The sequence below is a fragment of the Synechococcus sp. UW179A genome, from assembly GCF_900473965.1.
Taxonomy (GTDB): Bacteria; Cyanobacteriota; Cyanobacteriia; order PCC-6307; family Cyanobiaceae; genus Synechococcus_C.
In genome coordinates this window covers 204,067-230,323 of sequence record NZ_UCNJ01000025.1, presented here as the reverse complement: position 1 = coordinate 230,323, position 26,257 = coordinate 204,067, and the positions used below count along the sequence as shown (strand labels likewise).

Sequence of the window (26,257 nt, the reverse complement as noted above, 5' to 3'; positions counted from 1 at the left end):
TTCACAAGTGCAGGGCCTCCTTGGCCCGAGGCATTAGCGATTTGAGAAATTGCAGACAACGTTTGACCATCGTATCGAGAGTTATAACTGCTCACCATGCAATTGCAGTAGCCCCGCTGATTGGTCACACCTTCAGTCTTACCCGAGATGCATCCTTTCAGAAAACCATCATTGAATTGACGCGTCAATTGAGCATTGGAAGGCCGTCGCTGAGACGTCTGTGCCACAGCAATCTGAGGGATCAACACGGTTGCTGCAAGGCAAGAAGCCAGAGAAATGAATCGCATTAGACCTGCTAAGAGTGAAACCACTATAGAGAAAAGTCATAAAATTTCAGCCATTAAAGGCCGATGCTCTTTGAGATTTACAAATTCGAATTACCGCTGTTGCCCATTCCAAGCTTCTCCATGATCGCGTCAAATTGACGCTTCAGTTTGCCGAAACGCTTGTCGCTCTCATCGAGCTTCTGTTCTAAGGCCTCGATCTGCTCTTGGCTCTGAGAATCACGCTCCGTAAGCTTTTCGATCACCAAATTTTGACGGTGGTCCTCAGCAAGAGACTGGCGTTTCTCATCTTCGAGCTGTTCAATCCGCTGCCGCAATAAGGCCACCAACTCACGGGTTGATTCGGACCCTGGAGCATTGATTGCTTCGGGGTCATTTTGCTGCTCCAGCAGTGCCTCAAGCTTGGCTTTCAAGGCATCAATCTGCTGATCACGAGACTGGAGATCATCCTTGAGCCTCACGAAGCTGGCATTCATCTCAGTGCGGTATTCAGAGATCTCTGAAGAGCTCACCTTGGTTGACTCTTGTTTCTTGCCAATGGGGAAGGAGAAACCCAAACGGCCGGCCACAGAAGGCGTTGATCCATATTCGTAATCGACTGAAGGGGTGTAAGACAGTGCACCGTTGAGGTGCAAACGATCCCCCACTCTCACTGCGCAACCTGCAGAAATGGCGTATTGGGAACCAAAGGCACCCGTGCCCACTCCGCAACGCGCTGGTTCATCTTCCTGCAAGGTGACTTCCGGAATCGCCGACATCGCAGAAGCAATCGCACCACTGGATTGAACGGCCTGACCAAGCCCCCTTGCTGCAGACTCCAGCTTGGGAATGTGCTTATTCACAGCATCATCTAACTGATCGAATGACACCGATGTGCGCTTGAGCGTGCCGTCTTCATTGGCGGCGATCATTGCAGTACCAGCTCCTGCAAGATTTTTGGCGGTCACTTCCGTGTTGGCGGTCCCCAAAACGATCTGGTTGTTGCGTGTGGTGGATGCACCAGCTCCAACAGCACTTGAACCGTCATGCGTCGCAGTCGCTTTTGCGCCGAGTGCTAAAACATTGGTTCCGATGGCTCGGGAAGTACCAATCGCAATCGCATTGGTTCCATCGGCATAGGCATAGGCTCCCTGAGCTGTGCTGTTCGTGCCAAGCGCTGTTGCCTTAGTGCCAACGGCGACAAGGTCTGTATTGAAGCCCTCAGCGCGAGCACCTGCACCAATGGCCAGTGCCTGCCGGCCGTTAGCAATCGCATCGGCACCGATGGCGTAGGAGTTGGTGCCATTGGCAAAAGCAGAACTACCGATTGCCAGCGTGTTGTCGTTTGTGGCGATGGCGTTAGGGCCATACGCCAATGCGCCTTCCCCGGTCGCTAACGCATTCTTACCCGTTGCAATCGCTCCCTCGCCAGAGGCACTCGCTGAACTGCCAACGGCCATCGCTTCAGCGGAGGCACTGGCGTCTGAACCCACTGCAAGTGCATTCTTCCCCGAAGCGTGGGCTGCAAAACCAGATGCAATAGCACCTCTTCCCGACGCAGAAGAACGCCGACCTGTCGCGAGGGCACCTTCACCACTCGCCGTAGCAGAACCACCGATGGCTGTTGATTCCGCTGATGCGCTGGAATCAGCACCGACTGCAATGGCATTGCTACCTGTTGCTGTTGCGGAGTAACCGGAAGCCAACGCACCTCTGCCTGTGGCGCTGGAGCTCCTGCCCATTGCTGTCGCACCCTGTCCGTCGGCACTGGATCCCGCACCAAGCGCCGTTGCCTCAGCCGTCGCAGACGCACCACCCCCAAAGGCTGCAGCGTTATGGCCAGTGGCTGATGAGCCTGGGCCGTCGGCAATCGAATCATCTCCAGAAGCAACGGCTCCAAAGCCGGTTGCAACAGCGTTCACACCAGTCGCTGAGGCACCTGCACCCTTGGCGACAGAGCCTTGTCCGGAAGCAACAGCACCAGAACCCGTTGCCACAGCGTTCACACCAGTCGCCGAGGCACCTGCACCCTTAGCGATGGAACCATCTCCAGACGCAACAGCACCAGAACCCAGCGCAGTGGCATTCACACCTGTGGCCTGGGCACTGTTGCCCACGGCGATCACGTCAGTGCCATTGGCAACGGAACAGGTGCCGATGGCTGTGGCATTCGATCCATCAGTGTCCGTGCGGTAGCCAATCGCAATTCCGCCCGTGGCATTCGAATTCGCTTGCAGACCGGTTGAGATCGAACCCAAGCCTGTAGCGGACGCATTCGCTCCTAAGACAAGCGATCCAGTTCCACTGGCAGAAGCATTCACTCCCAAGGCCGATGAACCTCTTCCTGCAGCTGCGGTTTGAGATCCCACTGCTGTTGCAGAGTCAGTAGTCACTGGTGAAGTCACTGCTGGTGCAGAGGCCGCGCCAAATCCAGCAGAAGACAAAGAACTGGTGGACTGAGACGTGCTGTTCACACTGGCTGTTGCGTTGGCACCGATGGCTGTGCTGAAACTGCCAGAAGCTGAAGCATTGGGGCCGTAGCATGCAGAAGTGGCATCACCGGTGACACAGAACACCGTGTCATTGGGAAGCATCCCAGCGGTGGCAACCATCAAGGTGCCATCAGCATTAGCTGCAAGCAGTTTGATTGCACCATCATTAAACTGACCGATGGTGACTGTCTCGCCGGTTGTTCCACTTCTACCGAGCTGAATCTGATTAGCGCGAGTGGTAATAGCACCGGAGCCAATGGCTGTGGAATCATCGAAACTTGCATTGGCTTTAAATCCAAAGGCAGCACTATTCGCACCCTTCGCGATCACTTCATAACCCACAGCAGTTGAATCTTCACCTGAAGCAACAGCTGATTTACCAAACGCAGAGCTGTCTTCTGCAGAAGCAATGGCTTCATAACCCACAGCTGTTGACTCTTTCCCTGAAGCATTTGCTGCTTTACCAAACGCGGAGCTGTCTTCGCACGAAGCGATGGCTTGATAGCCAACAGCCGTTGATTCCTTCCCTGATGCCACAGAGGCTCGGCCAAAAGCAGAGCTCTCTTCTCCGGAAGCAATGGAATTCACACCAATCGCTGTGGATTGATCTCCTATTGCACGAGCCCTTGAACCAAACGCGGAACTTTCCTGTTTCGCGGCGAATGATGAATAACCAACGGCCAGCGATTGCAACTCTGTCGCGTTGGAGTTAAGTCCTAATGCGGTGGATGATGCACCCGAGGCAATGGAATTGAAGCCAACGGCGATAGCCCCAGATTGAGAAGCCTTGGAGTTTCCACCGATCGCTGTTGATCGATCAGCAGAAGCAGCTGAGCTCACACCTACGGCTATTGATTCATTTCCAGTGGCCTGAGCCTTTGAACCAAATGCTGAACTATCCGTATTAGAAGACTTGGATAAATAACCAACAGCTGTTGATCGATCAGCAGAAGCAGCTGAGCTCACACCTACGGCTGTTGATTCATCTCCGGTGGCCTGAGCATTTGAACCAAATGCTGAACTATCCGTATTAGAGGATTTGGATAAATAACCAACAGCTGTTGATTGCAGAGCGGAAGCATTCGCCAGTGCACCAAACGAAGTTCCGTAATTGGCCGTGGCTCTGGCACCACGACCGATCGCCGTTGATGATTCTCCTGAGGAGATGGCTTCAAGGCCCATGGCGATGGCGTCTGTACCCGAGGCAGAAGAACTTCGGCCAGTCGCTATTGCATTATTTCCAGACGCTGTGGCATCAACACCCTGAGAAAGAGCGTAATTCGCTGTAGCTTTGGCCCTAAAGCCCATACTTTGTGAATAGTTGGCTGCTGAATTAGCCTCAAAGCCAATAGCAATTGCCCCTTTTTGGATTGACTTCGCCTGATTGCCAATCGCAATCGAATTAGCATCTGTTGCCTTCGAACGACCTAATGCAACCGAAGAAAGCCCTGATGCTTCACTCTTAAATCCCAAAGAAGTTGCATAATCATCACTCGCTGTTGATGCATAGCCGAGAGCAATCGCAAACTTTGCAGTGGCATTGGCATACACACCAACCGCCGTTGTATTGATTTGACTTGCCAAGGAACGACGACCAATGGCAACGGCATTTTTAGCTGTTGCCGTGGCAAGGAAACCCACAGCTGTCGCGCCGGAATCTATGGAATTTGTAGCCGCAGACGCATTTGCCTGAGCACCAATAGCTGTTGTGTATTTACCAGTGGAATTCGCTCCTTCACCATAACAAACAGCTGCGGTTCCGTTACCAATACAATTGAGTGAATCCAAAACACCCCCACCAATTTCCTGACGCGAAACCGTTCCATCGGCATTGGCTACAACAAGTGCATCACGTTGCTGTGAACTGTTTGCCAAAGATCCAACAGTGAGTTTGCTCTGCAGATTTGCTGCTCCAGTGGTTGTCAATGTTCCATCAATCGTCGTGTCCTTGAGGTTCGTCGCTCCTGTAACTGACAAGCTGTTATTAATAGTCGTGGCACCGTTCATCGACGTGGCTCCAGTCACACTCAACGTGCCGCCGATACTCTGATCACCGGTAATCACTGAGTTACCAGAAACTGTCTGGTTACCGCCAACTGACTGATTACCGGTCACTGTCAACGAGTTGTTAATCGTTGTCGCTCCGTTCAGCGTTGTGGCTCCCTGCACATCCAGTGTGCTCTGCAGATTCGTTGCTCCGCTCGCCGTCAGCGTGTTCAAACTCGTTGCACCAGTCGCTGTCAACGAGTTGTTAATCGTTGTCGCTCCGTTCAGCGTCGTAGCTCCGGTCACGTCCAACGTTCCGCCGATCGTCTGGTTCTTTCCAATCGTTGAATTACCTGAAATCGTTGAATCACCTGACACCGTCTGATCGCCAGTGACTGCCAACGTGCCGGTGACGTTCGTGTTTTTCAGATTGGTGGTGCCATTAACCGTTAGATCACTGCTCAGCGTCGTGGCTCCAGCCACGCCCAACGTTCCGGCGATCGTCTGATTCTTTCCAATCGTGGAATCACCAGAGACGGACTGGCTACCAGAAACTGTTAGATCCTTGGAAACCGAAAGCGAGCCATCGTTGACTCCAATCCCGACAGCACGCTTGAGCGTGCCATCGCCATTGGCAAAGATCATCTCTTGACCTGTTCCCCCCACATTTGCGATTGTGATTTCAGCACTAGCAGAGCCAAGAGCAACCTGAGCGGACCGGGTGGTTTCGACGTTCTGACCCAATGCAGCAGAGCTGGAGTGATTAGCAAAGGCGCCACTACCGAGAGCCAGCGTATTGTCCTTAGCAGCATTGGCCTGATAGCCGAAGGCAAACGATCGATCACCAAGAGCTTGAGCCTCTTCCCCAATGGAAAGAGAGCTGTCACCTGTCGCGTTAGCCAAGCCTCCAATGGCAATCGAATCGTTGCCAGCAGCATTCGAGAAAGCACCGACTGCTACAGCTCTTCTTAAAGCAGTTGCATTAGATCCAATTGCAGTAGCACCTAGACCAGTTGCATTAGCAGTTGAGCCAAATGCAGAGGTGTAATCACCAATAGCTACTGCTTGATCTCCAAAACAAGTTGACCCAGTTCCTGAGCCATTGCAATTAAAAGATGGCGCAATAATTTCATAGCCTGGAGATTCTTTGGCAATCCCAACACCGACTTTCCCTTCACTATCGATATAAAGATAACGTTGGCCAGAATTAGGCTTGTTTTCTAATCCTGGCAAGAAGTAATCGGTAGAGCCATTGCCCGCCTTGCCGAGGGTCACGGATGTTTCCGATCCTCCGAGAGCCACTTCAGCAACAGCTCCAACACCAATGGCAGTTGCATTGTCAGCAAGCGATTGAGCGCCAGTACCGATGGCAAGCGAAGATTTTTGAGTAGCTGAACTTCCATTGCCAATGGCAACCGAGTTGGCACCTGAAGCTTGTGCACGGACACCGATTGCTAATGAGGTTTCACCAAGTGCGTTAGCACTAAAACCAATTGCAGTGGATTCATTTTTGGTCGATTGAGCATTGCGGCCCAGTGCCATGGTGCGATCAGCAATCGCTTTGCTTCCAGAACCCAAAGCAACGGTGGAGATGCCTTGCGTCTCAGCGCCAGTGCCAATCGCAACGGCGTTGCTGCCATTCGCGAAGGTATTCCTACCCAATGCCTGAGAGCCCTCGCCATTAGCGGTGGCATTTGCACCAAAAGCAGATGCTCCTGATTGATTAGCAGAGGCATCTGCACCAATCGTTGTGGTGTTTGCTCCGCTCGCAGTAGCTCGATAACCCGATGCTGTTGCAGACGTGCCAGCAGCATTTGCGTTATCTCCTAAGGCTATTGCGCCTGCGGTCGAGGCCTTCGCATCAGATCCAATCGCAATCGAATCACTGTCACTTGCAATAGCCGATTTACCTACGGCAATGGCATCATTTCCTGTGGCTTGCGCTCCGTAGCCCAAAGCAGTGGCATCTTCGGCAGAAGCAATACCGTTCGTACCCATCACCACTGCATTGGGACCAGAACCAGCTGCATTGGTTCCGAAGGCGATCGCCGTTGTAGCAGTGGCTTTAGCACCCGAGCCAAACGCCATGGCAGCTGTGGCACTCGCATTAGCGTTGGTTCCATAGGAACTGGCATAGGCACCAGTTGCCCGCGCAAAAGTGCCCATAGCAGTGGTGTTTTGCTGATTAGCTGAAGTTGATGCACCGAAGGCCATGGAACGTTCACCCGTGGCGGCAGCTTCTGTTCCGTAAGCACTTGAAGAAGTTTGATTAGCAACAGCCAGTGTTCCAACAGCGGTGGCATTAGCAGCCGATGTATTTGCCAAATCTCCTATCGCGATTGAATTTTCAGCTGTTGATTGCGCCCCATAACCTATAGCCATGGAGCATACTTTTGTGGCATTGGAATACACGCCAATGGCAATAGAGCGATTTCCAGCCGCATTAGAGCAGGCAGCTAACGCAACAGATCCAAAGCCTTCGGTCACAGCCCCACGGCCGATTGCCACAGATGTAGAACCATTGGCATTCGCGCGTGATCCAACTGCAGTTGAATTAACCCCATTGCTATGAGCTAAGCGACCTAATGCAGTTGAATTGGCTTGAGAGGCGTTTGCACTAACGCCCAAAGCCGTCGCGTTAGAGGCTAAAGCTTTGGAATTGGTTCCAAGTGCAGTGGAATTACCAGCAGATGACTTGGCGGAATCACCGATTGCAATCGAGTTTTCTGCTGTTGCTTGAGCTTCGGTGCCAATCGCAGTTGTGTTGGCTTTATTCGCTTCAGCTGATGTGCCTATGGCAATCGAATCGTCGCCTGAGGCACTAGCCAGGAAACCAACAGCAATGGCATCTTCTGCTGTGGCATTGGCTTCTGTTCCGAAGGAACTCGAGTGCTTGCCACTGGCTTCGGCACTTGTGCCAATGGCAGTCGCGTTGATGCCAGATGCAACGGCGCTGTGGCCTATGGCTTGAGCATTCCCCTTGTTGGCAATGCTGTCGACACCAATGGCCGTTGCACTAAAACCACTGGCTTCCGATCCTCGACCTATCGCAGTTGCTTTCTGACAGGACGCAGAGGCATTGGAACCAATAGCTAGTGATTGAAGGGCCGAGGCATTGGCGGAGACACCGATGGCTATGGCAGCATTTTCAGATGCGTTCGCAAAGCTGCCGAGTGCAATTGAGCGGTTGCCCAAAGCCTTGGCCGAATATCCCAAGGCAGTCGTCGCGTTTTGGGTGGCTTCTGTGTAAGCACCGAATGTTTGGCTTCGGTAGCCAGATGCAGTGGCGTTAAATCCAAATGCCGAAGATGCGTTGTTGCTGGCTGATGCTCCAGCACCAACAGCTGTTGTTCTGTTGTCTTGTGCCTTGGCATTGGCTCCGATCGCGGTGGAGTGACTTTCAGCTGCTTTTGAATTCGCTCCAATAGCCGTTGCGGCAAATTCAATTGTATTACTCAAAGCCGCTGCGTTGGCGTAGGCACCAATCGTTGTTGTGTTTTTGCCAGTGGCATTAGCGCCAGGGCCATAACAAACAGCATTCGCACCATTACTCTCGCAATTAAGAGATTCAAGCCCGTTATCACTAATAGAGGAACGAGAAAGTGTTCCATCGCCATTGGCAACAATGAGTGCGGTGCCGGTACCACTGAGGTTGGCGACAGTTACCTCTGTTGCTGATTTACCCAGCAGTATTTGATCATCACGCGTGGTAGCTGCACCGGTGCCAATCGCCGTGGATCTGTCATTGCTTGAAGTGGCATAGCTACCGATGGCAGATGAATTCTCACCAGAAGCGGTGGCATTGGCACCAAAAGCCTGGGAAAGGAACCCATTAGCAACGGCTAAGGCACCAACAGCAGATGAACACTTACCACTGGCTTTTGTTAAGACACCAATTGCAGTAGATCGCTCATTCGTTGCTTTACTGACTGTGCCAAGAGCGGTGGCATCGTGCTTGTTGGCTAAAGCTTGCCTGCCAATCGCCGTTGATTGAGTGCCAGAAGCCTTCGCCTTCTCTCCGATTGCTGTGGCATTTTCTTGCGTTGCTGCTGAGCCAGCACCAAATGCAGTTGCTTGATTGCCTGACGCTTCAGCGGCATCACCAAAAGCACTGGAATTGACCTTTGTTGCCTTGGCTTCCGTACCAATCGCTGTTGAGTTGGCTTCACTTGCTACTGAGGATGTACCAATAGCAATCGCATCCAGTCCTGAAGCTGATGCTGAATATCCAAAAGCGATGGCATCCTCTTTAGTGGCGGTGGATGCTGTTCCGAAAGTTGATGCATTAGCTCCAGAAGCTATGGAATTGACGCCATGCGCGATGGCACCAGTCTCACTGGCATTCGCTCCTGCACCAAAGGCCATCGAGGCCAAGCCACTGGCATTAGCCAATGTTCCATAGGAACTGGAATAGTTGGCTTGTGCCAGAGCAGAGGTACCAACTGCTGTGGAGTTGATTCCTAGTGCGTTCGCTGTGTAGCCAATTGCAGTTGCATTGATGGCTGTGGCATTGGCCTTCCAACCCACAGCCAATGAGCAGCGGCCATCGGCTTTAGTTCCTGTGCCTAAAGCTGTTGAGCGAACGCCAGTTGCCTGCGCTAAGTGACCGATTGCTGTGGAACCTTGTTGTGTCGCACTGGACGTAATACCGATGCTGGTGGAATCGTTCCCGGAGGCTATGGACTTAAAGCCAAATGCCGAACTGTTCTTCCCAGTAGCTTTTGAACTATCTCCATAAGCAGTGGAATTCTCTCCACTTGCTTGTGAATCAGTACCAATAGCTGTTGAGTTGCTTTCGCTTGCAACTGAAGACTTACCAATGGCAATGGCATCCGATCCAGAAGCGTTCGCAAGATGACCAACGGCGATGGCATCTTCTGCTGTTGCATTGGCTGCTGTGCCGAAGGTCGATGAGTTTGCACCGGAGGCTGTTGAATTCACACCATGGGCGATGGAAGCAGTGTCGCTGGCACTGGCACCTGCTCCAAAAGCCATCGAGGCAATGCCACTGGCGTTCGCCAATGTTCCATAAGAACTGGCATAGTCGGCTTCTGCTTGAGCAGATGTACCAACTGCGGTGGAGTTAATTCCAACTGCATTAGCTGTGTGGCCAATTGCGATGGAATTAGTAGCAGTGGCATTGGCATTCCAGCCAAGTGCCATTGAGCATGATCCATTCGCAGTACTTCCTGATCCAATAGCAATGGATCGATCAGCATTAGCATTCGCCAAATGGCCAACTGCTATTGACCCTTGTTTTGCTGATTTGGCAGAGGCTCCAATACTGGTCGACGATGCTCCAGATGCTCCCGCATTCGGACCTATAGCAATTGCAGATTCGGCTGAGGCGTTGGCGTTATACCCCGACGCTAGGGAGTAATTAGCCGATGCTTTTGCTACAGACCCCAATGCCATGGAGTTAGTACCCGAAGCTTCGGCGTAATAACCCAATGCCTGCGAATTATCACGAGAGGACTTGGCCTCTACACCCAATGCCGTGGAGTTACTACCAGTAGCTGTGGCTTTATGACCCACCGCCAGGGAGGAGTAGCTGTTGGCAGTGGCTTGATACCCCAATGCCTGGGAGTAATTAGCCAATGCTTTTGCTTGATACCCCGATGCCTGGGCGCCAGTGCCGGCTGCGTTGGCCGAGAAGCCTAGAGCGGTTGCACCATCAGACAAAGCTTGTGCTTCAGTACCGACAGCAATTGAATTATTGCCTATTGCTGATTGATTAGTCGAATCATAATAGCCAGTAGAAGCCCTATATCCGATGCTAATAGTGTTCTCTGTATGACGAGATTGTGTTTCAAAAATCGGTTCTCCAGACTGAGTGTTAGTACCAATTTGAACCTGAATTCCCTTCTGAATTCCGGAAGAGGCATTCGCACCAATGGCAATACTGGCTGATCCATTGGCAATTGATGCACGGCCATAAGCTGTTGAGTTTTGACCGCAAGCTTTTGCCCCTGAACCTGTCGCAATAGCTCCATTCGCGAGAGCACAACTGCTGCTTCCTAGTGCAATCGTTTCTGAATTATTCGCATTCGCCAAAGCTCCGATGGCATAACTATTGGCGGCGGAAGCCTTCGCACCCTTACCCGTCGCGATGGAATTAATCCCAGTTGCTTTTGCCTGCCGACCAAAAGCAATTGAGGCTGTCTTTGATGCTTGAGAACCTGCTCCAACAGAGAGTGATTCCGTTCCAGTGGAGCTCGCTGCTGCACCGATGGCAATAGAGTTTGTAGATTTCGCGTTGGCAGAAAGACCGATTGCAACAGAGTTATTTGCTGAAGCGTTAGATGTGGCACCAAATGCAAGACTGGATTTACCCGCAGAGTTGCTGTTTTTGCCAAATGCCACAGATTGCTCACCATTAGCAAGGGAGTCGTCCCCGCCAGCGATTGCATAATTACCAGTGGCTCGTGCACAAGATCCAATCGCTATTGAACTGATATTTGTGGATCTGGAAGAGACCCCTATAGCAATTGAGCAACTACCAGATGATCTAGAACTTTTACCAATCGCAGTTGATCCACCACCGGAGGCAATGGATAATGTTCCTGTGGCAATTGCGTTACTCCCATTCGCCAAGGAATTCGTTCCGGATGCCTGAGAATTGTTACCGGAGGCTGAGGCATTGGTTCCCTTGGCAATCGTGAAACGACCACTCGCTTTTGCATCACGGCCTAGAGCTAAAGCAGAGGTGTTGGTCGCACTGGAATTAGCGCCTAAAGCAGTCGTATATTCTTGATTTGCTTTCGCATAAGCCCCCAATGCAGTAGCTCCCATCGCGGAAGCTGAAGAGCTTTGACCATAAGCAGATGCATTGGTGCCTGAAGCCTTAGATTCATTACCAAGACAGATCGACGAAGCTTCTGATACATCACAATTAGTACCATTATATGCAATGGTTACAGGATCAAGTATCTCAGCACTTGGCTGAACTTGAAGCAATCCGTCTTGGTCAACTGTTAAGTAGCGAGTTCCGCCAGATTGCAGATTTGACAAACCTGGCAAAAAGTAATCTGTTCCAGCTCCAGTTTGGGAATTTCGAGCTTGGCCAAGCGTTAGTGATGTTTTGCTTTGCTCTGCAACCTTGACCTTAGCTTCTGCCCCTATACCGAAGACAGCGGCTTGGTTATAGACCGACAAGCTTGATTGGCCAACAGCAATGGCATTAACTCCTGAAGCTTTTGCTCCACCACCAATTGCTATTGCATTGACGTTGACTGCATTTGTGCCTGCTCCAATCGCAATGGAATTGACTCCTCGCGATTTTGATCCAGTACCAACCGCTGTGGAACCTGTTCCTTCAGCTCTTGCCCCTTGACCGGAAGCAATGCTTTGAGCTCCAAGAGCTTGACTGTCAACACCAATAGCGAGTGATTGAGAGCCGTTCGCAAACGCGCTGGACCCAATCGCCGTGCTGTTTAGTTTTGCAGCATTCGATGCATAGCCAATCGCAGTCGCGGAATCGCCATCTTTCCCTGATTGACTTAAAGCTCCAAAGCTTGAAGATTGATTTCCAAATGCATCAGAGTTGTAACCAAGACAGACAGAAGAATCGGAGTCTGCATTACATAACAAGGAAATAAAATAACTATTAGGCACAGTCGCCCTGGAAAGAGTTCCATCTCCATTGGCGATAATTAGGCCATGGGTTGCACCAGAGAGTTGGCTAAGGGACTGTCCCGTTTTTAACTTTGGAATTGTCAACTCAGCAGAATCTCTGAGCTTGACCTGATCTTGTCGATTAGTTTCGACCCCCATTCCCAGAGCGACTGCTCCACGTTGATTTGCCTTAGAGCTGCCACCAAGGGCGACTGAACGTTCTCCCGATGCGCTAGCGGCAGTTCCTAGCGCTAATGCTGAAATGTTTGAGGCATTGGCATCAAAGCCAAGTGATGTGGCTTTTTCCGCAGATGCCGTGGAAAAAGATCCAATCGCTGTTGCTCCAAGATCAAATGAACTATTTCCTGTTGCTGCTGATGCACCCGCACCAATCGCCGTGGCATTGATTCCTGTGGCGTTAGCACCGGGTCCATAACAGACAGCATTATTGCCTTCCCCTTCACACGTTAAAGAATCAAGAACACCTGCCCCAACCTCCTTTCTTGCAACCTTTCCATCAGCATCGGCGACAACAATGGCATCAGCTCCTTGGTCTGATTTGGCAAGCGAACCAACAGCGAGAGTGCTCTGCAGATTTGCTGCACCTGTGACATTGATCGAGCCCCCAACAGCTTGATTCCCTGTAATGGCTGAGTTGCCAGCAACAGACTCATCACCGCTCACGCTGAGATCGCCAGCAACGGTGGTGTTTTTAAGCGTGGTTGAGCCCGTTACCGCAAGGCTGTTGTTGATGGTTGAGGCGCCGTTCAGCGTTGCTGCACCTGTGACATTGATCGAGCCCCCAACAGCTTGATTCCCTGTAATGGCTGAGTTGCCAGCAACAGACTCATCACCGCTCACGCTGAGATCGCCAGCAACGGTGGTGTTTTTAAGCGTGGTTGAGCCCGTTACCGCAAGGCTGTTGTTGATGGTTGAGGCGCCGTTCAGCGTTGCTGCACCTGTGACATTGATCGAGCCCCCAACAGCTTGATTCCCTGTAATGGCTGAGTTGCCAGCAACAGACTCATCACCGCTCACGCTGAGATCGCCAGCAACGGTGGTGTTTTTAAGCGTGGTTGAGCCCGTTACCGCAAGGCTGTTGTTGATGGTTGAGGCGCCGTTCAGCGTTGCTGCACCTGTGACATTGATCGAGCCCCCAACAGCTTGATTCCCTGTAATGGCTGAGTTGCCAGCAACAGACTCATCACCGCTCACGCTGAGATCGCCAGCAACGGTGGTGTTTTTAAGCGTGGTTGAGCCCGTTACCGCAAGGCTGTTGTTGATGGTTGAGGCGCCGTTCAGCGTTGCTGCACCTGTGACATTGATCGAGCCCCCAACAGCTTGATTCCCTGTAATGGCTGAGTTGCCAGCAACAGACTCATCACCGCTCACGCTGAGATCGCCAGCAACGGTGGTGTTTTTAAGCGTGGTTGAGCCCGTTACCGCAAGGCTGTTGTTGATGGTTGAGGCGCCGTTCAGCGTTGCTGCACCTGTGACATTGATCGAGCCCCCAACAGCTTGATTCCCTGTAATGGCTGAGTTGCCAGCAACAGACTCATCACCGCTCACGCTGAGATCGCCAGCAACGGTGGTGTTTTTAAGCGTGGTTGAGCCCGTTACCGCAAGGCTGTTGTTGATGGTTGAGGCGCCGTTCAGCGTTGCTGCACCTGTGACATTGATCGAGCCCCCAACAGCTTGATTCCCTGTAATGGCTGAGTTTCCAGCAACAGACTCGTCACCGCTCACGCTGAGAGTGCCAGCAACGGTGGTGTTTTTTAAAGTTGTCTCTCCTTCAACATTCAGCGTGCTCTGAAGATTTGCGGCTCCAGATGTCGTCAGCGTCTTCAAAGATGTATCGCCGCCTGCCGACAAATTGTTGGCAACAGTCAGAGAGTTATTACTGGCTACAAGGCCATCTGCACGCTTGAGCGTGCCGTCTTCATTGGCAAGGATTAATTCCTTACCTGTTCCAGAAAGGCTTGCCGCGGTGACGTCGGTTGAGCTTGCACCCAACATCATTTGATTGGCGCGAGACGCAGTTGCCCCAGCGCCAATTGCGGTGGCATTCACTCCCTCGGCAGTCGCGCCAGAGCCAATGGCCATCGAGCACAAGCGATTCGCATCTGCTCCCCTGCCGATCGCAAAAGCACCAACACCAGTGGCGGTGGCACTAAGACTGCCGCTGCCATAGTCACCTGGGATGTTGGTGATATCAGCCTTCGCGAGCTGCGGCTCCAGGGCTTCGCCAACGAGCACGCCGATAGCGCCGAGCTGGCCAAGCACCGCCCAACTGGCAAACAGGGTCTGCGCCGATCGGCTCCAGCGTTTACTACGGCTGCTTCGTCGTTTGGGAGTGCCGCGCCGGAATCCAGCAACTTTCAGCAGCATTCCTAGGAAAAGGATGTCCTTCAAAGGAGCCACTGAGCCAAATTCAGTTAATTATGAGAATTTGCTGAGTTCGTATTCAAAGCGCTCAGGGTTGTAACAGCTTTTAGGCGAAAATTGCCCGTATGGGATCGTTACAGCATCGAAAAGACGCTGATCAGGTAATGGACCTCGACACACAGGGACGTCATCACACTTGCGAGCGATCCATTCGCTTGTCAGCTACCACTTGAACAAAAAACCGCAACGACCTTGCCGTCAAAAGTGTTCAAATCGACGCACAGAAGCATCAGAATCAATCTCTCTGGCAATGCCATCGAAAGAACAACCGACAATTGCTTCATAAACAACATCTGTTTAAGCAATTCCCTTTACAGTCACCCCCTTAAAGGCCCCGGCTGAACTCCAATGGCAGTGAATTCGAGAACTGCTTCCAGCACATTGCTGGTGGGACAAGCCCGTTGGATGCTGCTGCCAATCCCGAAGGTGGCCTCCACTCTGCTGAAACGTTTGGCTGTCATCGCAGATGGCAGAGAGCCTTTTGAGGGTGCAGCCTTCGGTGAAACCAAGCCTGCACTGGCGATTCACCAGGCTCAGAATCACGGCCTTCAAACGCTGAGCGAGTTAACCGAGGCAGATCAAGAGAGCTGGACCAACGATCCCCATGCTTTGCGATTGGCAGTCACCCGCCATCCCGGTGAACGCTTGCTGTCGTTCTGGCACGACAAACTGCATCTTGCTGATCCGGCCTATGCGCCCCTGAACGGTTCGGTTCAGGCAGCCCGCCGCAAAGATGAGTCAGATCCCTGCCGATTCTCGGATTTTCTCAGTTACCTCAGTGATCACTGGGAACTGCTTCAAAGCGATGGCCACTTGATGCCACAGCATCGCTTTCTTGGTCAGAGCAACCTCTTCAACCTGCGCTTAGATCGCCATCAGTTGGTGAAAGAGCTGCCAAAAAAATTAAAATCTTTATTACCGGCTGAACGGCTTCAGCGTCTGAATCAGGAACTCAAAAGTTACGACACCCATTGCCGGCAACGGCTGGGTAAGCGCTGGGAAGAAGCCTATGGAAAAGAAGGCTTTGCTCTACTCCAAACCATCTATGGCGAAGATCTTGAGACGTTTGAGTACTCATTGCCTCGCCGGCGAACCGACAAGGTGAAACCTCTGGCGGCTGTCGATCAAGACGCATTGGTGGATCCGCTGCAACAACTTCGTGATCGCCATCACCAGATTGCCGGATTGCATCAACAACTGTTTGAGCTGCAGCAGCAACTCGCCAAAGCTCAGCAAGATCTCGCCCAACCCCCTTTACCTCCAATCTCGAATCCGCAGGGAAGTTGGCCTGACCACAACACTCCCGAAGCAGGACTAGCTCATCTCTATGAGGCGATCAGCCAGAACCGCTCCGAGGAAGTCGTCGAACAAGCAGCCTCACTTCAAGGGCACCCACATGCGGGAGAAGTGGCTTACCTCGAAGGGATTGGCCATGCATCACTCGGCAACCACGAGCAAGCTCTGCGTTGCTTTGAGAAAGCACAAAGCAGCGGATTTCTCACGCCATATGTGCTGTTCAACGGCGGGAACTCCTGCCGATCACTCGGCAACAGCGGTGAAGGTCTGCGCCTTTACCGAGAAGCCCTTGAAATGCATCCTGACTTCAGTGAGTGTCGCCACAACCTGGCGCTCGGCCTCCTCGAAGCGGGCCAACCAGCAGATGCCGAACGCGAACTGCGCCTGCTACTTCGCGATCAACCCAGTTGTTTCTCTGCTGCGTTCTGCCTCGCCAATTTGCTGCGTGATCACAAACGTGATCCAGAGGCCATTGAAGCCTTCCGTCTTTGCCTCCAGCATGCTCCAAGTTATCCGGATGCCTGGAACAACCTCGGACTGGCCCAGGGCAGCACCGGCGACATCGATGCAGCAATTTCCAGTTACCGGCAGGCACTCTCGATTAACGCAGAGTTCAGACCCTCCCGCCAGAACTTGGCGCAGGCTCTGATTCAGAAGAAACAGCATGATCTGGCACTTGGAGAATTTGAACGCTTCTGCCAATGCCAGGACATCTCACCAATGGAAGCGGTGGTGGGCATTCAAGGCCGTATTGCTTGCCTGACAGAGCTTGATCGCTACGACGACGGTCTGCAGGTAGCTGACGGCTGCAGTGACGATCGGCGGGTTCAGCTGATGACAAGGCTGCATGTGCTGCCGGTGTTGTATTCCACTGATCAAGAAGTCATCAAAGTGCGAAAGCGCTGGAAGAAAGATGCCAAGGAGCTTTACAAGCTTCTGAAAGGCATCACCCAAGAGGATCCAGCCTGGGAGCAGCTCTACGCGCATGCCTGGTCGCTCACCAACTTCTATCTCGCCTACCAGATGGAAGATGATCGGCCTTTCCAGGAGCTCTACGCCGGCATCCTCGATCGCATCCTGCGCCCCAAGCTCGGCGCTTTCATGCAACCCCTGCCCCAACGCGATCCGGCCGACACCACACCCTTACGCGTGGGTGTGATCTCTCCGCATCTGGTCAACCACAACGGATCGATCTGGGCTCTGGGATGGCTGGAAGGCATTGCCGGCAATCCTGGATACGAGATCTTCAGCTACAACATTGCCGACAGCGAAGACAGTGGCAGCCAACGTTTTGCAGATCTCGGCACCTACCGCCATCTGCCACTGCGAGCGGACAATCCAGAGACGATGTTGCAGCAGATCCTCGACGATCAGCTGGATCTGCTGATCTATACCGATATCGGCATGCATCCAGCCAGCAAGGCCACATCCGTTCTGCAATTGGCTCCAGTGCAGGCACAGGGCTGGGGACACCCGATCAGCAGTGGATCCAAAACGATTCACTACTACCTCTCCGGTGAAGGGATGGAGCCTGAGGGCAATGAGGCTCACTACAGCGAAACCCTCTACCGCCTGCCCAAAACAGGCCTGAACTACGAGAAACCTGCTGCCATCCACGATGGGCAGTTGCTGTTCGACAAGTTCGATCTACCCCGCGACAGGCCGATCCTCAATTCGCTGCAGAGCACCTTCAAATATTTGCCCCGCAACGACTGGACCTTCGCCGAAATCGCCCAGCGCCATCCCGAAGCCTTCATCGTGTTGGTGGGCCATATGGGTAACGGCAGCATCGCCGAACGGCTTTATGAGCGCCTACGTCCCCACTTTGAGCATCGAGGCCTTGAAATTGAGAACCATCTGCGCATCCTGCCCCGACTGGATTACGCAGACTTCATGGGACTGTTCTCGATCAGTCATCACACCATCGACACGATTGATTGGAACGGTGGCAACAGCTCAATGCAGTCCTTCTCGCTTGACTGCCCTGTGGTCACCCTGCCGACAGCCTTCATGCGCGGACGCCATACGGTGTCGATGCTCGATGTTCTCGAGCTACCCGAGTTGATTGCGAGCAGCGTCGACGACTACATCGCCATCTCCTGCCGGTTGCTGGAGGATAAGGGCTTCTATCAGGACATGCGTGCTGCGATCAATGAACGCAAAGAGCAGCTGTTCCAAGACACGAGTGTTGCGCAAGCTTTTCAGGTTGCAGTGGAAACGATCTGTCGCAAGCGGCCTGATGTTGGCCAGCAACCATCCTGCATTCGCCCACTTCCCTTGAGTGCGATCAGCCCAACGATCGGCATTGGCGAGAGCGATCAAGCTATAGCGGCATGAACCAGACAGACCCGGCTAGTGGCCAGATGCCTGGTCTGCGGATCAGGAGCACAAGCGATTGGGTCTGCGTTCAAACCCACTTACAGGCTGGAGGAACACTTACACCATTGCTGCCCCTTGGCAACGACGCAGCCATCGTCTGGGTTCCCAAAAACGGTTGCAGCACGATCAAACGGGTCTGGCTGCAATTGCAGGGATACCGTGAACAGCAACTGGTCAGTGATCCACACAGTTCAGCACTCCATCACACCTACTGGCTAACCCCAGAAGAATTAAAAATCGTCGCTCAGCACCGAGGCCTGATCGCCATCTGGCGAGACCCAGTTGACCGATTCGTATCGGCCTGCAGAAGCCACCTTGTAGAACTAACACGGTTCAAAATCGAGCAAAAATTACGCACAAACACCGAAAACGAGGCCTCCTATCAAGAAGCCCTGGAGTATCACCGAGACCTCTTTGTGCGGCATGGAGTCGCCAGCTTTGCTGATGACTCCGACCCCGTCTACGTCATGAATGCTGTAGCACTGCAACTGCGCCAGTGGATCCCCTGCCATATCGACTGGAGTCATCACACGATTCCTCAGGTGGCCTATCTGGGCGGTGATCCCAGCTGTTATTACTCATTGCAAGGGATGGAAAATATTAATGAACTGATGCAGCACTGGCAAACAGTCAGCGGAATGGAGATCGATACAACATCTCAACATATTTCCAGAGATCTAAAAGACGAAAATCCCTGGCGACGTTTGAAGCGTGAACATCTCACTCATGAGGCTCTCAGAGCGCTACATCAATTTTATGCGGCCGACTGGGCATTTCTTGAACTCGCTCAAACAGTTTTGAGCACAGAGAGATCTGATCAGCGGGCAGCGTGAAGAACGTTTTACCAGAGCTACTGCGCGATCGATCAGAGGCTGAACGTCAATGCTGGGCACGCTGGGTTTTGGGAAGTCACAGTGATCAGTTCCTGCCAGAGATGGCAGCGGCTGTGGAGCAACTGAATCAGCAAAAGCCGGTCGAATTAGGCGATCCAGTGATTGCACCAGGGGCCTACAGCGATGACCTAGTCGTCATCACCTGCAAGCAAGGCCAACACGGTGTAATTGTGGATCAGCCTCTTGGCTGCCGTGTTGTGCTCTTCGACTGGACAGGCCAAGGAATTGCCCAATCGGATAATCCACAAAACTGGCATGTGATCAGTGAGAAGACGGAGTGTAAAGGTGAGTTGATGGAGTCAGCATGGCGTCAGCTCGACATGCCCAAAGAAGATCACTATGTTGCATTTTTAGATGATGATCTTTGCCTGAGAACAAGCGATATCAATACAGTACTGGCATTATCTCGAATGCATCATCTGTTGGCAGCGCAGCCTGCCTTGAGCCTCAACAGCCCCAGCAGCCGTGAATATCCCTGGTTAAGGCAGCGTGCTTGCACATCACTGCACAGATTGCCGATTGTCGAAAACCAAGCACCTTTCATTCGCCGCGATCTTTTAGACCTATCCATGCCATTTCTTGTTTCCACAAAATCCGCCTACGGCTATGACCGCTTCGCATTGCCGTTGTGCGCGGCTGAGTTGGGCGATTGGCGATTTGCTGCCATCGATTGTGCTCCGATGAGTCATCTGCGCCCTTTGGGCTCGGTGGAGCAACGATTCAGCAACGGACTAAAGAGCAAGGAAGAAGAATTGTTAGTGCGACAGAGATTGATGCTGGCAATGGGATTTGCTGTCAACGAGCAAGATCACGCACAACTGGAACATGCGGTGGCTAGCTGAATGACAGTTTTAGTCGTTGGTGCCGGTTTTGCTGGCGCGACAATTGCACGAGTTCTTGCAGAAAATGGCATACCCATTCATTTAATCGACAAGCGAGACCACATCGGGGGCAACGCTTTTGATGAACTGAATGAGCAGAGCGAGCGCATTCATCGCTATGGCCCGCATCTTCTTCATGGCAATAAAAATTCAGAGGCTGTTGCCTTCCTAAGCCGCTTCTGCTGTTGGACTCCCTATGAACATCGAGTTCGCGCCTTACTTCCAAGCGGAGAAACGACACCTCTACCGGTCAACCGCACAACTTTAGAAGACATCTTCAAAATTCAATTATCTAATGACAATGAAACTCAAACCTTTCTGGACTCATTACGCCAAACAAAGATCAAGCCTACTAATTCCGATCAACTATTCCTGGCAAATGTTGGAGAACAACTAGCAAATTTATTCTTTCGGCCTTATACGCGCAAAATGTGGGGTGTTGATGCAAGCAAGCTCGGCATTGGAATCGGCGCTCGACTGCCTGTTCGCACAACTCGCGATGATCGTTATTTCACAGACACGTTTCAAGCACTACCTAGCCACGGCTATACGTCGTTATTTGAACAGCTGCTGGATCACCCACTAATCCAAGTGGAGCTGAAGCGCACATTCTGCAAAACAATGGAACAAAACTACGAGCACTGTTTCCTTTCAGTACCAATCGATCAATATTTCGACCATTGCTTTGGCCGCTTACCCTATCGGTCAATCCTATTCCATCAAAGCAACACCAATAGCCAGCAATCAGCTCCCGTGATCAACTTCACAGATGATGGTCGATTCACGCGTGTCACGCAATGGTCTTTGCTCCCCAACTCCCCAGACAACAAGACTGGCCCTCATCAAATCACTTTTGAAGAACCCTGCAGCGTTGAACAGAATCCAGGCGAATATTACTACCCGGTTAAGACAAAAGATTCCGAACAATTGCTCAAACGTTATCAAACACTTGCAGCTGCCGAAGCCAACATCACTTTTTGCGGACGCACGGGACTCTTTCGTTATATCGATATGTTGCCTGCAGTTTCTCTGCACTTAACGATGGCACGCAATTACATCGCCCAGATAACTTCGCAAGCTGCTTAAAACGAAGCCAACAACGCAAGCATTGCTCAAATCCATCAATTTCCACAAGCAAAGTCTCGATGCTGTTTAAATCCTCAACCGCGCTGAGCCCCGGGAATCACCTGCCAATTCGTGTGCGTTGCCCACAATCCCCAGATCGCCATGGCTCGCAGGTAATGGCAGGCACGGAAGGTGTTCACAGCCGTGATCGCTTCCGGTGTGCGGAACTGCAACCCACCCGCATACACCTGATTCACCACCGCTGAGCAGATTGCTTCCGCTGTTTGCCCTTCACCCATCAGCTGGAAATAGCTGGCAATGCCGAAATTGATGCCGGTCCACACCTCAAGCGGATGGGTACCGTTGGGGTCTAACGGCGTGCCATCACGGCGCAGACCATTAGCTACGCCCAGGGTTCCGCCTTCAAATTTTTCAAAGCAGGCTTCCTTCACTGCCTTGAGCGTGCTGCGGCTGTTGGCTTCACTCACCACGGGCTCTAGGCCGAGCAGACGGGCATAGAAATCACCGCAAAGTTGATCCGCCATCACCACTGGCGTGCCACTTTCGGCATCGATGTCGTAAAACTCGCCGTTCCAGAGCAGCTTGTCGAAATTGCTGCGCGATTGTTCCAGCCAGGCGCCGAACTCATGCTGCTCAGCGGAGGTCTCCAGACCGGTTTTGAGCTGCAGCGTTTGAGCAATGGCCAATGCGGCCTCCAGCGCAGCGATCCAGAGTGCACCGCAATAGGCACTCACACCCTTCAAGGGCCAGTCGTCGAAGGTCTGATCGGGTGCTCCACCGTTATCGGGCAGTCCATCGTCATTCACATCAAAGGTTTTGAGATAGCGCAGCGCCTCCACGGCAGCTGGCCAGCACTCCGCAAGAAAACTCAGATCTTCGCCGCTGGGGGCCAGCTTGTAGGTACGCCACACCTGCAGCACAAAGTCACTGCCAAGGTCCTTCCAAAGGTTGCAGTCTTGATAGGCCGTGTAGTTGGTGGCATCCCAGGGCTGCTCGTTGGGCGCACCGAGATCATGCGGGGTTGCGCCCTTCACCTTGCGATCAGCTTCCACCCGGCCCTTGCCCTGGGTGAAATACCAACCGATCGGCCTTTGGGTGGCATCCGCCGCAGGGATGGCCCGCGCGAAACTGCGCAGCACCGATTTATCCAGCTCCGGCCAAAGCTGCAGCAAAGCAAAGGAGCCATACAGGCGCACGTCCAGGCTTTCGTACCACGCGTAGTCGAGGCACTCGAGTACGCCGAAACGACCGTGGGGATCCTCCGGTGATGCCGCACTCCAGAGGCTGCCACCACTGCAGAGGTCATAGAGCTCATTGAACAGCGCCATCCGTAAGGGTTCTGGCAGCTCACTGCACTGCAGCACCGGCTGCTGCCAGGCGTCGATCTGAGCCCTCCATTGCTTCCAGTCACGTAGTGCTTCGGCGGCAATTGCCGCGGCCTGGTTGCCACCAGTGCCAAAGAAATCGGTGTAACGACGCAGGGCTTTACTGCCGGTCGCAAAGGCCGTAACCGGTAGATCCCAACTGATCACCACGGGGATCTCGATACTCTCCCCGGGAGCCAACTGACAACTCATCGTTAGAGCTGCGCTGAGCGGATCATCATTGCCACTGTGCCGATCATTGTTGCTGTTGGGAATCGAGCCGTCATCGCTGAAGCTGTTCCACAGCTCACTGCCATCACCTGCAGGGTTCCAGCGGCTGCAGCGTTGAATGCTCACGCCAGGTTGCTCGACTGTTGCAATGCACCACTGCCCTTCGCCTTCAGCGATCGGTGCAGAGACATTGCCCTCAAGCAGCACTCCCCGCAGCTTGCCTTCATCCACATATCGGTTGCGTTGCCCCTCGGTTCGGCCGATCGCTGGGGCATAGTTGTGCTCCGGGCTGCCGTCATCGCGGAAATGCACTTCAGCCGAGGCATCGGTGTTGGTGAACCAACCGCAGCTGTTGCGCCAGCTCAGCATCAGCGAGAGATCAAGAGGATTCTTGGTGGGGTTGCGCAAGGTCCACACGAACACCGCCACCGGGTAACTGGTGCGCTGGTAATCGCCGGGAAGAATCGGGCTGAACGCCTCACAACGCACATCGGCGTCGTAAACACCGTCGTACTGCGTCCAACTGAGCGGATAGCGGGCGGCGTAGGTGCCCGTGCTGCGCTCCTGCGTGCTGGCGGGGTACCAGTCCCAGGCCTGAAGTGGATCAGCCGCTTCCGGTCTAGAGGCATCCGCCTGCGGCTTCACCGCCAGAGCATGGGCACGTTGGCTGCTGCCATTGCTCTCAAAAAGGGCGAACTGACAGTCGGGAAGCACCCCAAACCAGTGCTCGCCACCATCGAGATTCCAAAGGTTGACATTGCCATCCGGAGCCCTGCCGATGCAGCCAGCCCCGAAGCCACCCAGGGGCATGCCGTGATTGGGACCGTCATCGAGATTGCTGGCATAACGGACGGTGTAGGGCTGATCCCAACCCAGTCCAAAGGGCCTGCTCCAGCTGGCTTGTGGTGCACTCCAGGATTCAGGACGGGACCTGCGGCGCAGCAGCGAACGCAGAGCAGTCAGTCCAAGCGGAGCCATGGAAAGGCGGAAAGTCGCCCCAGCCTGCCAGACCTGAACGGTCTGTGCTCAATGCCAGAAGGAACATCCCGGAATGGCAATGGTGAATGCGGTTTGATCAACGCACGTCCCAGCCGTTGCCACAACCATCCTTCTCAGCAGATGGCACTGTTCTGATGGTTCTGCGCAGATGGCTCAGATCTCCCTGGAGGGCAGAACCTGCTCGGCGTCTAGCAGGGCATCCATCGTCACCGCCGTGCGCACCAGCGATTGGTAGTGCTGCAACACACGTCTGTTGCGGTCCAACCAGCGCGCCGCTTCCTCTGGCCCCTCACCAGCGCCGCAGCTGGTCAATCCGGAAGGGCCATCAGCATCCATCAGCTCCAAATCCTCCTGGCGAGCGATGAGTGCCAGAAGCAGCTCATGCAGTCGCTGACGGCGCTCTATCTGTGCATCATTCCCAGTCACGACCACACCTGTTGCGTTCATAATCCTCCCTCAAATCCCTGTAATTGCGGGTCTGACGCGAAAGCAATTCACTCGCTTGCTCGGCCTGGGCTTTGTTTTCTCCAGTCTGTTGCGAAGCCGCGATCAACATCCGATTGCGAGCCATCGAGGCGCCGAGTGTGTTCATCAGCCTCTTAATCAGGCTGCAATCCTCCAGGGCCTGAACAGAACCGGCAGACGACAGTGACAGCACCAACGCAACAACCAGGGGGCGGAGCACAACAGAGGGAAGAATCAATAGCGTCAAGTTACCTCCGAAAAACCGAGCTGATCCCGATCAGGCAGAACCACGGCCTGCTGATCAATTCATGGTCATGGTGTCGAAATGGAGGATTGCAATCCTCCGCGACCCCCTACACCCATGCACAGCTTCTTTCGCTGCAGGGTGCTGACGGGCCTGACGGTCTTGCTCGGCAGCCTCAGCGCATCCGCAGCGGTGGCCCAGGAGCTTTACAGCCTGGAGACCACCTGCAGAAGCGCAGGTCAAACCTACTCCTGCAAAGTCGTGGCATCCAATGTCGACGACACCACTGAATACGTTCACCAATTTGGATCCAAGACCGTGAGTTATCGCGTGATCGACGATCCCTATGTGCGTATTGAAGGCCGAGCCAGCGACACGACACCTTGGAGCTCGGTGAAGAACGCCACGATCGATTTCAGAACTGAGGAGCTCTGTTTCAACAACGACGCCTTTTGTGTGAAAAATCCCAAGTATCTCGCCGATGTGTTGGTCGGCAGCGGTGATGCCATGCAGGGCCGCACCAAGGTGGGAATGGTCTTCGCTGCCAATGGCCGCGTGGATGTGGCGTGTTTCGACAACGGCTGTGATCGACTGAAGGAGGCAATCAGACAATGACAATCAATATTCGCCGATCCTCCAGACATCGTCTCGCTGGCCTGCTGGGCCTGGTTCTGGCACTGCAACCAGCCGCTGGGCTAGCAGCCATCGGCACTGAATCAGCAGCCACCACAAGCACAAGTGAGAGCATCCAGCTGGCCCAGCGTCGCGGCGGTGGCGGTGGTTCGCGTGGCGGCTCACGGGGAAGCTCTCGAAGCAGTTCCCGCAGCAGCTCCAGAAGCAGTTCACGCAGCAGTTCAAGAAGTGGTGCCCGCACTGGCTTCAGCAACTACAGCGGCAGTCGCTCAGGTAGCCGTTCGAGCAGCCGGCAGACCACGCGGAGCAACCGTCAAGGTCAGGCCCGATCTAACAGCGCAAGTCGTCAGAGCAACCGGCAGGGCACCCGAAGCAGTCGCCAAGGTCAAGCTCGCACCAACAGCACGAACCGCCAGAGCAACCGTCAGAACACCAGGAGCGATCGCCAAAGTCAGGTGCGGAACAACAGCTCAAACCGGCAGAACAATCGCAACGATCGCTTCGACACACGCCAGAACAATCGCAACGATCGGTTCAATACCCGCTCAGATAATCGGCGCAAAGCGGTCAACAACTGGGATCGCTACGGGAACGGTTGGTACAGCGGCAACAACTGGTACAACAACCGCCCTTGGAACAGCGGTTGGTACGGCGGTTCCTATTACAACAACTGGGGCTGGTACCCAGGCCGGGCAGCCGCCTGGGGCGTGGCAAGCATGGCCACCTTCGGAGTGATCAACAGTCTGGTCAACACAGCCCAGAGCAACGAAGTGAGTTACATCGTTGTGCCCGACTCGGAGTACTCCCTCTACTACCCCAGCGTCACCGCCACCGGCGACACGGTGACGTTCGAGGCCGATGACGGCAACTCCACAGCAAGGTTCTATGCCGATTGCCGGCAAGGAACCATCAACGGTGGAACGCCCAACAACGGCAACGAAGCCCAGCTGCTGAATGCCGCCTGTCAGGTGGCCTTTGGCCAGTAA

10 protein-coding genes are annotated in these 26,257 nt (G+C 53.5%); 6 read left to right on the top strand and 4 right to left on the bottom strand.

Annotated elements, in window-relative coordinates:
• Positions 1 to 364: 364 nt before the first annotated feature.
• Positions 365 to 14,776, bottom strand: a complete 14,412-nt coding sequence (locus tag DXY31_RS12830) for a YadA-like family protein (RefSeq protein WP_170953694.1) — start codon at positions 14,774 to 14,776, stop codon at positions 365 to 367.
• 372 nt (positions 14,777 to 15,148) lie between these two features.
• On the opposite strand from DXY31_RS12830, the gene DXY31_RS12825 reads away from it, so the two are divergent.
• From DXY31_RS12825 to DXY31_RS12810, 4 genes are all read left to right on the top strand, one after another.
• Positions 15,149 to 18,433 carry a tetratricopeptide repeat protein gene (locus DXY31_RS12825; protein WP_114994119.1) on the top strand — a complete coding sequence of 1,095 codons (3,285 nt, stop codon included), beginning with the start codon at positions 15,149 to 15,151 and terminating at the stop codon, positions 18,431 to 18,433.
• Positions 18,430 to 19,308, top strand: coding sequence for a sulfotransferase family 2 domain-containing protein (locus tag DXY31_RS12820; RefSeq protein ID WP_114994118.1), 879 nt, complete (start codon positions 18,430 to 18,432; stop codon positions 19,306 to 19,308). Before DXY31_RS12825 ends, DXY31_RS12820 begins: the two co-directional genes overlap by 4 nt.
• Before the next feature lie 113 nt (positions 19,309 to 19,421).
• Positions 19,422 to 20,210 (top strand): hypothetical protein, encoded by a 789-nt coding sequence (locus DXY31_RS12815; protein WP_244279760.1) that lies wholly within the window; start codon positions 19,422 to 19,424, stop codon positions 20,208 to 20,210.
• Entirely contained in the window at positions 20,211 to 21,335 is a 1,125-nt protein-coding gene (locus tag DXY31_RS12810; protein WP_114994117.1) for a UDP-galactopyranose mutase, read from the top strand. It begins immediately after the preceding gene.
• Positions 21,336 to 21,409: 74 nt separating this feature from the next.
• Here DXY31_RS12810 and DXY31_RS12805 read toward each other — a convergent pair whose 3' ends face one another.
• The 3 genes from DXY31_RS12805 to DXY31_RS12795 form a co-directional block, all read right to left on the bottom strand.
• Positions 21,410 to 23,908, bottom strand: a complete 2,499-nt coding sequence (locus tag DXY31_RS12805) for a GH116 family glycosyl hydrolase (protein ID WP_114994116.1) — start codon at positions 23,906 to 23,908, stop codon at positions 21,410 to 21,412.
• A gap of 174 nt (positions 23,909 to 24,082) precedes the next feature.
• Entirely contained in the window at positions 24,083 to 24,376 is a 294-nt protein-coding gene (locus DXY31_RS12800; RefSeq protein WP_114994115.1) for a hypothetical protein, read from the bottom strand.
• Complete coding sequence (locus tag DXY31_RS12795) at positions 24,342 to 24,641, bottom strand: hypothetical protein (RefSeq protein WP_114994114.1); 300 nt, start codon at positions 24,639 to 24,641, stop codon at positions 24,342 to 24,344. The genes DXY31_RS12800 and DXY31_RS12795 overlap by 35 nt, the downstream gene beginning before the upstream one ends.
• A 114-nt stretch (positions 24,642 to 24,755) precedes the next feature.
• Between DXY31_RS12795 and DXY31_RS12790 the strand changes: the two genes are divergently transcribed.
• Complete coding sequence (locus DXY31_RS12790; protein ID WP_114994231.1) at positions 24,756 to 25,253, top strand: hypothetical protein; 498 nt, start codon at positions 24,756 to 24,758, stop codon at positions 25,251 to 25,253.
• Positions 25,250 to 26,257: a hypothetical protein gene (locus DXY31_RS12785; RefSeq protein ID WP_114994113.1), complete on the top strand. Its 1,008-nt coding sequence runs from the start codon at positions 25,250 to 25,252 to the stop codon at positions 26,255 to 26,257. Before DXY31_RS12790 ends, DXY31_RS12785 begins: the two co-directional genes overlap by 4 nt.